Source organism: Ramlibacter sp. (assembly GCF_013697775.1).
Taxonomy (GTDB): domain Bacteria; phylum Pseudomonadota; class Gammaproteobacteria; order Burkholderiales; family Burkholderiaceae_C; genus Ramlibacter.
The window spans coordinates 1-11,557 of sequence record NZ_JACCWG010000087.1; the positions used below are offsets into that span (position 1 = coordinate 1).

The 11,557-nt window shown below is 68.6% G+C and carries 12 protein-coding genes; 8 read left to right on the forward strand and 4 right to left on the reverse strand.

Annotated elements, in window-relative coordinates; translation table 11 throughout:
• The 6 genes from H0U68_RS04695 to gshB form a co-directional block, all read left to right on the forward strand.
• A partial coding sequence (locus H0U68_RS04695; RefSeq protein ID WP_296353171.1) for a glutamate-5-semialdehyde dehydrogenase occupies nucleotides 1–1,208 on the forward strand: 1,208 nt, incomplete at its 5' end.
• 16 nt (nucleotides 1,209–1,224) lie between these two features.
• Nucleotides 1,225–2,520 (forward strand): glutamate--cysteine ligase, encoded by a 1,296-nt coding sequence (gene gshA / locus H0U68_RS04700; RefSeq protein WP_296353173.1) that lies wholly within the window; start codon nucleotides 1,225–1,227, stop codon nucleotides 2,518–2,520.
• A gap of 127 nt (nucleotides 2,521–2,647) precedes the next feature.
• Nucleotides 2,648–4,516: a potassium transporter Kup gene (locus H0U68_RS04705; protein ID WP_296353175.1), complete on the forward strand. Its 1,869-nt coding sequence runs from the start codon at nucleotides 2,648–2,650 to the stop codon at nucleotides 4,514–4,516.
• 194 nt (nucleotides 4,517–4,710) lie between these two features.
• Nucleotides 4,711–5,019: a DUF1272 domain-containing protein gene (locus H0U68_RS04710; RefSeq protein WP_296353178.1), complete on the forward strand. Its 309-nt coding sequence runs from the start codon at nucleotides 4,711–4,713 to the stop codon at nucleotides 5,017–5,019.
• Between the two features lie 44 nt (nucleotides 5,020–5,063).
• Complete coding sequence (locus H0U68_RS04715; RefSeq protein ID WP_296353180.1) at nucleotides 5,064–5,786, forward strand: glutathione S-transferase N-terminal domain-containing protein; 723 nt, start codon at nucleotides 5,064–5,066, stop codon at nucleotides 5,784–5,786.
• An 11-nt stretch (nucleotides 5,787–5,797) separates the two neighbouring features.
• Entirely contained in the window at nucleotides 5,798–6,757 is a 960-nt protein-coding gene (gene gshB, locus H0U68_RS04720) for a glutathione synthase (protein WP_296353191.1), read from the forward strand.
• Nucleotides 6,758–6,766: 9 nt separating this feature from the next.
• Here the strand turns inward: gshB and H0U68_RS04725 are convergent, their stop codons facing one another.
• Genes H0U68_RS04725 through H0U68_RS04740 form a run of 4 tightly spaced genes read right to left on the reverse strand, consistent with a single transcriptional unit; the run spans nucleotide 6,767 to nucleotide 10,196 of the window.
• Entirely contained in the window at nucleotides 6,767–7,531 is a 765-nt protein-coding gene (locus H0U68_RS04725; RefSeq protein ID WP_296353181.1) for a class II glutamine amidotransferase, read from the reverse strand.
• Nucleotides 7,532–7,538: 7 nt separating this feature from the next.
• The gene (locus H0U68_RS04730) at nucleotides 7,539–9,059 is read right to left on the reverse strand and encodes an MFS transporter (protein ID WP_296353183.1); all 1,521 of its coding nucleotides are present in this window, start codon (nucleotides 9,057–9,059) and stop codon (nucleotides 7,539–7,541) included.
• The gene (locus tag H0U68_RS04735; RefSeq protein ID WP_296353185.1) at nucleotides 9,059–9,274 is read right to left on the reverse strand and encodes a cysteine-rich CWC family protein; all 216 of its coding nucleotides are present in this window, start codon (nucleotides 9,272–9,274) and stop codon (nucleotides 9,059–9,061) included. Before H0U68_RS04735 ends, H0U68_RS04730 begins: the two co-directional genes overlap by 1 nt.
• Nucleotides 9,275–9,293: 19 nt before the next feature.
• Nucleotides 9,294–10,196, reverse strand: coding sequence for a LysR family transcriptional regulator (locus tag H0U68_RS04740; RefSeq protein ID WP_296353186.1), 903 nt, complete (start codon nucleotides 10,194–10,196; stop codon nucleotides 9,294–9,296).
• A gap of 76 nt (nucleotides 10,197–10,272) precedes the next feature.
• On the opposite strand from H0U68_RS04740, the gene gstA reads away from it, so the two are divergent.
• Together gstA and H0U68_RS04750 are read left to right on the forward strand one after the other, a co-directional pair.
• Nucleotides 10,273–10,884, forward strand: a complete 612-nt coding sequence (gene gstA / locus H0U68_RS04745; protein WP_296353188.1) for a glutathione transferase GstA — start codon at nucleotides 10,273–10,275, stop codon at nucleotides 10,882–10,884.
• On the forward strand, nucleotides 10,881–11,555 hold the full coding sequence (locus H0U68_RS04750) for a glutathione S-transferase family protein (protein ID WP_296353190.1): 675 nt from the start codon (nucleotides 10,881–10,883) through the stop codon (nucleotides 11,553–11,555). The genes gstA and H0U68_RS04750 overlap by 4 nt, the downstream gene beginning before the upstream one ends.
• Nucleotides 11,556–11,557: the final 2 nt, after the last annotated feature.

The following is an 11,557-nucleotide window of genomic DNA, read 5'->3' on the forward strand; positions in this document are numbered from 1 at the left end:
CGGCGTCGCTGGCGATCAAGAGCGGCAACGCCTGCCTGCTGCGCGGCAACGTGCAGGCGCTGCAGCAGGACAACGCCCGCGACCTGGAGCGCGCCGTCGCCGGCGGCCTGGCCGCGCCGATGGTCGACCGGCTCAAGCTCACGCCGAAGACCATCGAGACATTGGCCGTCGGCTGCGAGCAGCTGGCCGCCATGGCGGACATCATCGGCGACATCATCGGCATGAAGGAGCAGCCCAGCGGCATCCGCGTCGGCCAGATGCGCGTGCCGCTCGGCGTGTTCGGCATGATCTACGAAAGCCGGCCCAACGTGACCATCGAGGCGGCCAGCCTGTCGGTCAAGAGCGGCAACGCCTGCATCCTGCGCGGCGGCTCCGAGGCCATCGATTCCAATAAGGCGCTGGCGCGGCTGGTGCAGCAGGCGCTGGACAGCGCCGGCCTGCCGCCCGAGGCCGTGCAGCTGGTGCACACCACCGACCGCGAGGCTGTGGGCCAGCTGATCGCCATGCCGCAGTACGTGGACGTGATCATCCCGCGCGGCGGCAAGGGCCTGATCGAGCGCGTCAGCCGCGACGCGCGGGTGCCGGTCATCAAGCACCTGGACGGCAACTGCCACGTGTACGTGGACGACCCCACCGATCTCGCGATGGCGGTGAGCATCGCCGACAACGCCAAGACCCAGAAATACAGCCCCTGCAACGCCATCGAAGGCCTGCTGGTGGCGCGCGGCGTGGCCGGCGAGTTCCTGCCGAAGATCGGCGCGATCTACGCCGCCAAGGGCGTGGAGATGCGCTGCGACGCGCAGGCGAAAGCCATCCTGCAGGCTTGCGTTCGGGCTGAGCCTGTCGAAGCCCTGCTGAAGGACGCCACCGAGCAGGACTGGTCCGAGGAATACCTCGCGCCGGTCATCGCCATCCGTGTCGTGGACGGCCTGGACGCCGCCATCGACCACATCAACCGTTATTCCAGCCATCACACCGACGCCATCGTCACGCGCGACCACGTGCATGCGCAGCGCTTCCTGCGCGAAGTCGATTCGGCCAGCGTGATGGTCAACGCCAGCACGCGCTTTGCCGACGGCTTCGAGTTCGGGCTGGGCGCCGAGATCGGCATCAGCACCGACAAGTTCCACGCGCGCGGGCCGGTCGGCATCGAAGGGCTCACTTCGCTCAAGTGGGTGGTGCTGGGCAACGGCGAAGTCCGCACCTGAGGAAACGACAAGCTGTATGGTCCCCCATCTCGTCACCGCCCTGACCGGGCCGATCAACGAACTCGAGCAGCGCGTGCTGGACTCCATGCCCGCCATCGAGCGCTGGTTCCGGCTCGAGTGGATGGAGCACACGCCGCCGTTCTACTGCTCGGTGGACATCCGCAACGCCGGCTTCAAGCTCGCGCCGGTGGACACCAACCTGTACCCGGGCGGCTGGAACAACCTCACGCACGAGATGCTGCCACTGGCGGTGCAGGCGGCCATGGCCGCCATCGAGAAGATCTGCCCGGAAGCCAAGAACCTGCTGGTGATCCCGGAGAACCACACCCGCAACACGTTCTACCTGAGCAACGTGCTGCAGTTGAAGCGCATCTTCCACATGGCGGGGCTGAACGTGCGCATCGGCTCCATCAGCCCGGAGATCAAGCAGCCGACCACCATCGCGCTGCCCACCGGCGAGAGCATCACGCTGGAGCCGGTGGTGCGCACCAAGCGGCGCCTGGGGCTGAAGGACTTCGATCCCTGCACCATCCTGCTGAACAACGACCTGTCGGCGGGCCCGCCGGGCATCCTGGAAGACCTGCACGAGCAGTACCTGCTGCCGCCGCTGCACGCGGGCTGGTCGGTGCGCCGCAAGAGCCGCCACTTCCGCAGCTACGAGGAAGTCTCCAAGCGCTTCGGCAAGCTGCTGGGCATCGATCCGTGGCTGATCAACCCGATGTTCAACAAGTGCGGCGAGATCGATTTCTCGCAGGGCTCGGGCATGGACTGCCTGCAGACCAACGTGGACGCGCTGCTCACGCGCATCCGCAAGAAGTACAAGGAATACGGCATCGCCGAGAAGCCTTTCGTCATCGTCAAAGCCGATAACGGCACCTACGGCATGGGCATCATGACCGTGCGCGACGTGAAGGACCTGGAAGAGATCGGCCGGCGCACCAAGAACAAGATGGCCGTCATCAAGGATGGCCAGCAGGTGCACGAGGTGATCATCCAGGAAGGCGTGCTCACGGCCGAGCGCATGCACGAAGCCGTGGCCGAGCCGGTGGTCTACATGATGGACCGCTACGTGGTGGGCGGCTTCTACCGCGTGCACGCCGAACGCGGCATCGACGAGAACCTGAATGCGCCCGGCGCCGGCTTCGTGCCGCTCGCGTTCGCGGAGAGTACGCGCTTACCTCAACCCGGTGAGAAGCCCGGTGCCAGCGCCCCGAATCGCTTCTACATGTACGGCGTGATCGGCCGGTTGGCGATGCTGGCGGCCAGCTACGAACTGGAAGCCACCGACCCCGACGCCGAGGTCTACGAATAACACCTAACGCCTCGTTGCTGCGCTGCAACATGGGCAATGCACGGGCTCGAGGCGAGGCGCACAATAGCGATCCCATCGATCCGGAAACCTCGCTGTGGCGCTTGCGCCAACAAGACGGGGCCAACGCGTGCAGAAATCGAAATCCTCGCTTGCGGCGCTGACACTCGGCGCCATTGGTGTCGTCTACGGCGACATTGGCACCAGCGTCCTGTACGCCATGAAGGAAGTGTTCGGCTCCGGACACGTGGCATTCACGCCGGCCAACGTCTACGGCATCCTTTCCATCTTCTTCTGGACACTGACGGTCATCGTGTCGCTGAAGTACGTGGTGCTGGTGCTGCGCGCCGACAACAACGGCGAGGGCGGCCTGGTCGCGATGCTGGCGCTGGCCTCGCAGGCGGTGAAGGACAAGCCGAAACTGCGCCAGGTGCTGCTGGCCGTGGGCATCTTCGGCACATCGCTCTTCTACGGTGACGGCGTCATCACGCCGGCGATCTCGGTGCTGTCCGCGGTCGAGGGCCTGGAGGTGGTGTCGCCGAAGTTCAAGGAGTGGGTGATCCCGCTCACGCTGATCATCCTGCTGGGCCTGTTCGGGGTGCAAAAGCGCGGCACCAGCGGCATCGGCCGCTTCTTCGGGCCGCTGACCCTGGTCTGGTTCATGACCATCTCCGCGCTCGGCGTCGCCCACATCCTGCGCCACCCCGAAATCCTGATGGCGCTGAACCCGCTGTATGCGCTGCGCTTCATGTGGCACAACCCGGGCACCACCTTCATCATCCTGGGCGCGGTGGTGCTGTGCGTGACCGGCGCCGAGGCGCTCTATGCCGACCTGGGGCACTTCGGCAAGAAGCCGATCCGCCTGGCCTGGTTCAGCGTGGTCATGCCCGCGCTCACGCTCAACTACTTCGGCCAGGGCGCGCTGCTGCTGGCGAATCCCGAGGCGGTGAAGAATCCGTTCTACCTGATGGCGCCGGACTGGGCCACCTTGCCGCTGGTGGTGATGGCCACCGCCGCCGCCGTGATCGCCTCGCAGGCGCTCATCACCGGGGCCTTCAGCGTCACCAAGCAGGTGGTGCAGCTGGGCTACCTGCCGCGCCTGAACCTGCAGCACACCAGCGTGCGCGACACCGGCCAGATCTACATGCCGGCCGTGAACTGGGGCCTGTTCGTGGCCATCGTGCTGGCGGTGCTGATGTTCCGCTCGTCCAGCAACCTCGCGGCCGCGTACGGCATCGCGGTGACGCTGGACATGCTGATCACCACCATCCTGACCTTCTTCGTCATCCGCTACGGCTGGGGCTACCCGCTGCCGCTGTGCATCGCGGCCACCGTCTCGTTCTTCGTGGTGGACCTCACCTTCTTCACCTCCAACCTGCTCAAGCTGATCCAGGGCGGCTGGTTCCCGCTGATGATCGGCGGCTGCGTGTTCACGCTGATGATGACCTGGAAGCAAGGCCGCCAGCTGCTCAACGAGAAGCTGCGCGACGACGCCATCGACCTGAAGAGCTTCCTGGAATCGGTGTTCGCCCACCCGCCCACGCGCGTGGCCGGCACCGCCGTGTTCCTGACGGCCGAGCCCGGCACCGTGCCCAACGCCATGCTGCACAACCTCAAGCACAACAAGGTGCTGCACGACCACAACCTGTTCGTGACGGTGCGCCCGCACGAGGTGCCGTGGATCGGCATGGACAAGCGGCTGCAGATCGAGGCGCTCGGCCACGACTGCTGGCAGGTGGTTGTGCACTACGGCTTCAAGAACGATCCCGACCTGCCGCGCGCGCTGGACCAGATCCGCGGCCGCGGCTGCGAGCTCGAGCCGATGACCACCAGCTACTTCCTGTCGCGCGACAACGTGGTGCCGACCATCGGCGGCGGCATGGCCACCTGGCGCGAAAAGCTGTTCGCGCAGATGCACCACAACGCCAGCGCGGCGGCGGATTTCCTGAACCTGCCGAACAACTCGGTGGTGGAGCTGGGCAGCAAGATCGAAATCTAGTTTGACCGGAGAAATCGCATGGCGATTTCTCCGGTGTCTAGTCAGTGTGGGAAGGCCCGGCAGAGCCGGCTCCTTCCCACAAAAGGAACCGCGCTGCACGTTGTTTCGCGCGGTCCGTCGAGGAGCTTGACCGTGCCGCTCAAGCTCTGCGAAGCCCGGCAGGCAGGGTTGAGAATCAGGCCTACCATCGTCCGATGCTTGAACTGCGCCCCTCCTGCGAACACTGCGACAAGCCGCTGCCGCCCGAAGCCACCGACGCGATGATCTGCACCTTCGAGTGCACGTTCTGCGCGCACTGCGTGGAGTCCGTTCTCTTCAACGTGTGCAAGAACTGCGGCGGCGGCTTCGCCCCGCGGCCGATCCGGCCGGTGCGCAACTGGAAGGGCGACAACTACCTGGGCAAGTACCCGGCCGGCACGCGCGTGGTCCACAAGCCGGCCGACCCGGCGCAGCATGCCGCACTGGTCGCGGCCGTCGGCAGCCTGCCGCCCGCGCAGCGATAGCCCGCGGCTGCGAAAGCAAGGCAAAGCAGCTATCCTTTGCCGCGATGACCAATGCCACCGCACCCGCCGACCTCGCCGCCTTCCCCATCACCCGCAAGTGGCCGGCCCTGCATCCGGACCGGCTGCAGCTGTACTCGCTGCCTACGCCCAACGGCGTGAAGATCTCCATCGCGCTGGAGGAAATGGAGCTTGCGTACGAGCCGCACCTGGTGTCGTTCGAGACCAATGACCAGTTCTCGCCCGAGTTCCTGTCGCTCAACCCGAACAACAAGATCCCGGCCATCATCGACCCCGATGGTCCCGGCGGCCAACCGTTCGCGCTGTTCGAGTCGGGCGCGATCCTGCTGTACCTGGCCGACAAGACCGGCCAGCTGATGCCCAAGGACCCCGCGGCGCGCTACGAAACCATCCAGTGGCTGATGTTCCAGATGGGCGGCATCGGCCCGATGTTCGGCCAGGTGGGGTTCTTCCACAAGTTCGCCGGCAAGGACTTCGAGGACAAGCGCCCGCGCGACCGCTACGTGGCGGAAGCCAAGCGCCTGATGGGCGTGCTGGAGCAGCGCCTGAAGGGCCGGCAATGGCTGATGGGCGACAGCTACACGGTGGCCGACGTCGCCACCTTCCCCTGGGTGCGCAACCTGGTCGGCTACTACGCCGCCGGCGACCTGGTGGAGTTCGACCGCTGCCCCGAGGTGCAGCGCGTGCTGGCCGCGTTCGCCGCCCGCCCCGCCGTCGTGCGCGGCCTGGCGATTCCGGCCAGGGGCTGACCGCCATGGGCATGCACATCCTGTTCGTCGCCGATGCGCTGGAAGACTTCAAGGTCTACAAGGACACCACGTTCTCGATGATGCGGGAAGCCCAGCGGCGCGGCCACCGCGTGGCTGCCTGCGAGCCGCGGCACCTGCAGTGGGTCAGCGGCGGCGTGGTGCGCGCCGACGTGCGCGAGCTGGTGCTCACCGGCAATGAGGACGCGTGGTTCCGCGAAACGCGCGAGGCCGCGCAGGCGCTCAAGGACTTCGACTCGGTCGTCATGCGCAAGGACCCGCCGTTCGACAGCGAATACTTCTACGCCACGCACCTGCTGGAGCAGGCCGAGCGCGAAGGCGCGCGCGTGTTCAACCGCCCGGCGTCGCTGCGCGACCATCCGGAAAAGCTGGCGGTCATGGAGTTCCCGCAGTTCACCACGCCCACGCTGGTGACGCGCGACGCCGGCGCCGTGAAGCAGTTCCACGCCGAGCACAAGGACATCATCCTCAAGCCGCTGGACGGCATGGGCGGTACGGGCATCTTCCGCGTCGGGCCCGACGGGCTCAACCTGGGCTCGATCACCGAGACGCTGAACCACGAGGGTGCCACCACCATCATGGTGCAGCGCTTCGTGCCCGAGATCACGCAGGGCGACAAGCGCGTGCTGGTCATCGGCGGCAAGCCGGTGCCCTTCAGCCTGGCGCGCATTCCGCAGGGCAGCGAAATCCGCGGCAACCTGGCCGCGGGCGGCAAGGGCGTGGCCCAGCCGCTGACCGCGCGCGACCGCGAGATTGCCGAAGCGCTGGGCCCGGTGCTGGCCGCGCGCGGGCTGCTGCTGGTGGGGTTGGACGTCATCGGCGACTGCCTGACCGAGATCAACGTCACCAGCCCGACCTGCTTCCAGGAAATCACGCAGCAGGCCGGCTTCGACGTGCCGGCGATGTTCATCGAGGCGCTGGAAGCGGCGATGGCGCAGCCCGTGGCGGGCTGACCGCACCGCTCAGCCGACCACCGCGCCGTCGGCGAACACCTTCAGCTCGCCCGGCGCGAACTGCGTCCATTGCTCGTCGACGGTCAGCGGCGCGGTCACCACCACGGCCACCTTGTCCTGCGGCGTGGTGTTGCGCGCGAAGTCGATGCTCAGGTCCTCGTCGGCCAGCTTGGCGTGCGCGAACGGGTGGCTGCGCTCGACGTAGAACAGGTTGGTGGCGCAATGCGCCCACAGCGCCTCGCCGTTGGACAGCATGAAGTTGAAGGTGCCGTGGCGCGCGATCGGCGCGGCCAACTCGCGCAGCGTCAACGTCAGCTCGGCGACGCTGGGCACGCCGGCATGCGACTTCGCCAGCTCCTGCATGATCCAGCAGAAGGCGCGCTCGCTGTCGGTGTCGCCCACCGGGCGGAAACTGGAGTGCAGCCGCGGCGCGAAGCCCTTCAAGTCGCCGTTGTGCGCGAACACCCAGTAGCGGCCCCACAGCTCGCGCACGAACGGATGGCAGTTCTCCAGCGCCACGCGGCCCTGCGTGGCCTTGCGGATGTGCGCCACCACGTTGCGGCTGCGGATGGGGTAGCGCTGGATCAGCTCGGCCACCGGCGACTCGCTGGCCGGCGCGTGGTCGACGAAATGGCGCAGGCCCCGGCCCTCGAAAAAGGCGATGCCCCAGCCGTCGGCGTGGTGGTCCGTCCGGCCGCCGCGCTGGGCGAAACCGGTGAAGCTGAACGTCACGTCGGTCGGCGTGTTGCAGTTCATCCCGAGCAGCTGGCACATAGGGCGATTATCGGGACGATGATTCGCCAGCGGCGCCCGGCCGTGGGGTGGTGCGCGCGGCGACCACCGCTTCGGTGTCGCGCAGCCGCCAGGCCGCGACGATCGCCAGCGCGCAGACCGCGGCCAGGATGAGGAAGGCTTCGTCGAAGGCGGCGATGCGCGCCGGGCTGGTCGCCGGGTTGGCAAGCGCGTCGCCGTGCGCCGCGATGCGCCACTCCAGCACGATGCCGCACAGGCTGACGCCGGCCGCGCCGCCCAGCATACGCAGGAAGTTGATGGCGCTGGCGCCCTGCGCGATCAGCGCCTTGTCCAGCGTGTTCATCGCGGCCAGGTTGAGCGAGGGCAGGATGAAGCCCAGGCCGATGCGGCCCAGCACGCACCACAGGATCAGCACGATGGACGCGGTCTGCAGGCCCACCGTGGGAATCAGCGCGAACGAGGCCGCCAGCAGCGCCAGGCCGCCGCTCACCAGCCAGTTGGTGGGCACGCGGTAGACCATGCGCCCCGCCACGGCGATGGTGCCGGCCAGCACCAGGCCCGCCGGCAGCAGCACGCCGCCGGCCTGCGTGGCCGGCATCTTCAGGCCGAACTGCATGAACACCGGCAGCAGGTAGGTGGAGCCGAACAGGGCCGTGCCGTAGATGAAGGCCACGATGCTGCCGAGCATGAAGTTGCGCGAGCCGAACAGCGCCAGGTTCATCAGCGGCTCGCCGCCGCGCTGTGCCACGTGCCGCTGCCAGCCGATGAACAGCACCAGCGCCGCCACGGCGCCGGCCAGCAGCGCGGCGGCCAGGGGCAGGGTGCCGCCGTGCAGTTCCACCAGCCCGTTGAGCAGGCACAGCGTGCCGCCGGTGGCCAGCAGCAGGCCCACCCAGTCCAGCCGCGCCTGCCGCTGCATGGCCAGGCCGCCGGGCGCCGAGGCCGGCACGAAGCGCCGCGCCAGCACGAAGCCAGCGATGCAGAACGGCACCACCATGAAGAAGATGGAGCGCCAGCCGAACACGTCGACCAGCACGCCGCCCAGCGCCGGGCCGACGGCCGGCGCCAGCACCGCGCCCATGCCGAACACGCCCGAGGCGCGGCCCTGCTCGTGCGGCTCGAAGGCGCGCATCACGATGATGGCCGGGATCGGCTGCATCACGCCGGCGGCCAGGCCCTCGGCCACCCGCGCGCCCAGCACCACCAGGAAATGGTCGGCCAGCCCGCCGGTGACGCCGCCCGCCAGCAGCAGCGCCATGGTGCCCACGTACACGCGACGGTAGCCGTAGCGCGCCAGCAGCCACGGCGTGGTGAGCATGGAGGTGGTCATGGCCAGCATGAAGCTGGAGCTGATCCACTGCGCGCGTTCCTGGCCCAGCGCGAAGTGGTGGCTCATGTCGGGAATCGCCACGTTGACGATGGTGGACGACATGATCGAAGCGATGGTGCCGACCATCACCGACAGCAGCAGGTACCAGCGGTAGCGCGGGCCCCAGCGCTCGCGCATCGCGGCCAGCGAATGCGGGCCGCTGGCTGCTTCGGCCGCCATCAGGCGGTGGGCGCGCCGCGCGCGCAGGCGGCACAGATGCAGGCGGTGCGGCGCGCCGCGGCCGGCACCCGGCTGAGCAGTTCCTCGGTGAAGTCGGCCTGCACGCACCAGCAGGGCGGCTGAGCCAGGCCGGTCTCGCGCTGCACTTCCATGGCGCAGCGGTTGGCCTGGCCGCACAGCGGGCAGAGCGTGGGGTCGGGCGGGACTGCTTGCATGCCCACTATCCTACGACGCTCAGGGCGGCAGCTGGATCGATTCGGCGAAATGCCGGTACACGACTGCGATGCGGCGCAGGTGGCGCGACTCGGGATGCGCCAGCAGCCACAGGCCGGAATCCCAGCCCTCCAGCGGCGCGCCCAGCGGCACCAGCTGCGGCTCGAGCTCGCGCAGGAACAGCGGCGCCACGCCCACGCCCAGGCCGCAGCGGATTGCGTCCACCACGTGCGTGACGCCGTCCACCAAGTGCTGCGGCGCGAGCTTCGGGAACTGCTTGCGGCGCCAGCGCACGGTGGGGTGTTCGGGCAGCGCCTCGTCCACCGCGATCCACGGCAGGCTGTCCAGCGGCTTGCGGCGCTGCGCCGCGGTCCACGCGCGCGGCGCATACACGGTGAGAGGAATCGATCCCAGCCGGCGGCCGATCACGTGCTCGGGCGGCTTGGCCGCGCCGCTCAGAACGCGCAGCGCCAGGTCGGCGTCGCGCTTGCTCAGGCTCATCACCTCGTTGGAGGCGCGCAGTTCCAGCTGCAGCTGCGGATGCTGGCGCGACAGCGCGGCCAGCGAGGGCAGCACCAGCCCGCGGAGCACCGTGTCCACCGTGGTCAGGCGCACCCGGCCGGACACCTCCTCGCCCGGGCGCAGCAGCAGGGCGCGCGCCCCCTCCAGTTCCGCCTCGATGCGTTCCGCGTGCCCAGCGATGCCGATCATCGCGTCGCTGGGCAGGTAGCCCTGGCGCGTGCGCTCGAACAGGCGCTGGCCGGCCCGCTTCTCGATGCGCTGCAGCGCGCGGAACACCGTGGACGCATCGGCGTTCAGCCGCGCGCCGGCTTCGGCCAGCGTGCCGCCGCGCGCCAGCGCCAGCAGCACCTGCAGGTCGGCGGAGCCGAGAGCGTATTGCGTTTGTGCAATCGGTGATTTCATTTGTGCTTATTTCAATTGCAACAACGCAATCATACATTCCAACCTCCGATCCACTGTTGCTGCAAGGAGTCCTCCCATGAAGCTGTACTACGCTCCCGGCGCCTGCTCGCTGGCCGTCCACATCGCGCTGCGCGAGCTGGGCCTCGCGTCCGACCTCGTATCCGTCGACCTGGCGACGCACCGCACCGCGGCCGGCGACGACTATTTCGCCGTCAACCCGCGCGGCTACGTGCCGCTGCTGGAGCTGGAAGACGGCAGCCGCCACACCGAAGTGGCCGCGCTGCTGCAGCACCTGGGCGAACGCGCACCCGAAAGCGGCCTGCTGCCCGCGCAAGGCGCGCAGCGGCTGGAAGTGCTCAAGTGGCTGACCTTCGTGTCCAGCGAGCTGCACAAGGCGATGAGCCCCTGGCTGTGGCACAAGGAAACGGCGGACTCCACGCGCCGCACCATCAAGGACAAGCTGGCCCTGCGCTTCGCCGAGCTGGATCGCCACTTGGCGGGCCGCGGCTTCCTGGCGGGCGACGCTTTCACGGTGGCCGACGCCTATGCCTTCGCCATCGTGCGCTGGGCGCCGCTGCTGGGCATTCCGCTCGCACCGTATCCGCAGCTCGCCATGTACCTCGAGCGTGTCGCCGCGCGGCCGGCGGTGCACGCGGCGCTGCTGGCCGAAGGGCTGGTGAAGGCATGAGCCCCGCAGCCCCGCAGCTGACCCTGGCCAGCCACCACCTGTGTCCCTACGTGCAGCGCGCGGCCATCGTGCTGGCCGAGAAGAACGTGCCGTTCGCGCGCCGCGACGTGGACCTGGCGAACAAGCCGGCCTGGTTCACCGCGGTGTCGCCGCTGGGCAAGACGCCGGTGCTGCTGGTGGCCGATGTGCCGGTGTTCGAGTCGGCGGTGATCTGCGACTACCTCGACGAAACGCTGGCGCCGCGCCTGCATCCCGAAGACGCCCTGCAGCGGGCGCGCCACCGCGGCTGGGTGGAGTTCGCCTCGGCGGTGCTCAACACCATCGGGGCGTTCTACTCGGCGCCCGACGGCACCGTGCTGGAAGCCAAGCGCCAGGACCTGCGCGGCAAGTTCGCGCAGGTGGAACCCGTGCTCGATGCCGAAGGGCCGTTCTTCGCCGGCAGCCGCATCAGCGTGGTCGACGCCGCGTTCGCGCCGGTGTTCCGCTATTTCGAGGTGTTCGAGCAGCACGGCGAGCCCGACCTGTTCGTGGACCTGCCGCGCGTGCGCGCATGGCGCTTGGCGCTGGCGGCGCGGCCGTCGGTGCAGCAGGCGGTGGGTGCGGACTATCCCGAGCGCCTCGCGCGCTTCCTGCGGGAGCGGCGCTCGGCGCTGTCGCGGCGCATGGCCTGAGC

Coding starts and splice junctions, on each gene's coding strand:
- gshA (WP_296353173.1), top strand. CDS start 1,225: ATGGTCCCCCATCTCGTCACCGCCCTGACCGGGCCGATCAACGAACTC.
- H0U68_RS04710 (WP_296353178.1), top strand. CDS start 4,711: ATGCTTGAACTGCGCCCCTCCTGCGAACACTGCGACAAGCCGCTGCCG.
- H0U68_RS04715 (WP_296353180.1), top strand. CDS start 5,064: ATGACCAATGCCACCGCACCCGCCGACCTCGCCGCCTTCCCCATCACC.
- gshB (WP_296353191.1), top strand. CDS start 5,798: ATGCACATCCTGTTCGTCGCCGATGCGCTGGAAGACTTCAAGGTCTAC.
- H0U68_RS04725 (WP_296353181.1), bottom strand. CDS start 7,531: ATGTGCCAGCTGCTCGGGATGAACTGCAACACGCCGACCGACGTGACG.
- H0U68_RS04730 (WP_296353183.1), bottom strand. CDS start 9,059: ATGGCGGCCGAAGCAGCCAGCGGCCCGCATTCGCTGGCCGCGATGCGC.
- H0U68_RS04735 (WP_296353185.1), bottom strand. CDS start 9,274: ATGCAAGCAGTCCCGCCCGACCCCACGCTCTGCCCGCTGTGCGGCCAG.
- H0U68_RS04740 (WP_296353186.1), bottom strand. CDS start 10,196: ATGAAATCACCGATTGCACAAACGCAATACGCTCTCGGCTCCGCCGAC.
- gstA (WP_296353188.1), top strand. CDS start 10,273: ATGAAGCTGTACTACGCTCCCGGCGCCTGCTCGCTGGCCGTCCACATC.
- H0U68_RS04750 (WP_296353190.1), top strand. CDS start 10,881: ATGAGCCCCGCAGCCCCGCAGCTGACCCTGGCCAGCCACCACCTGTGT.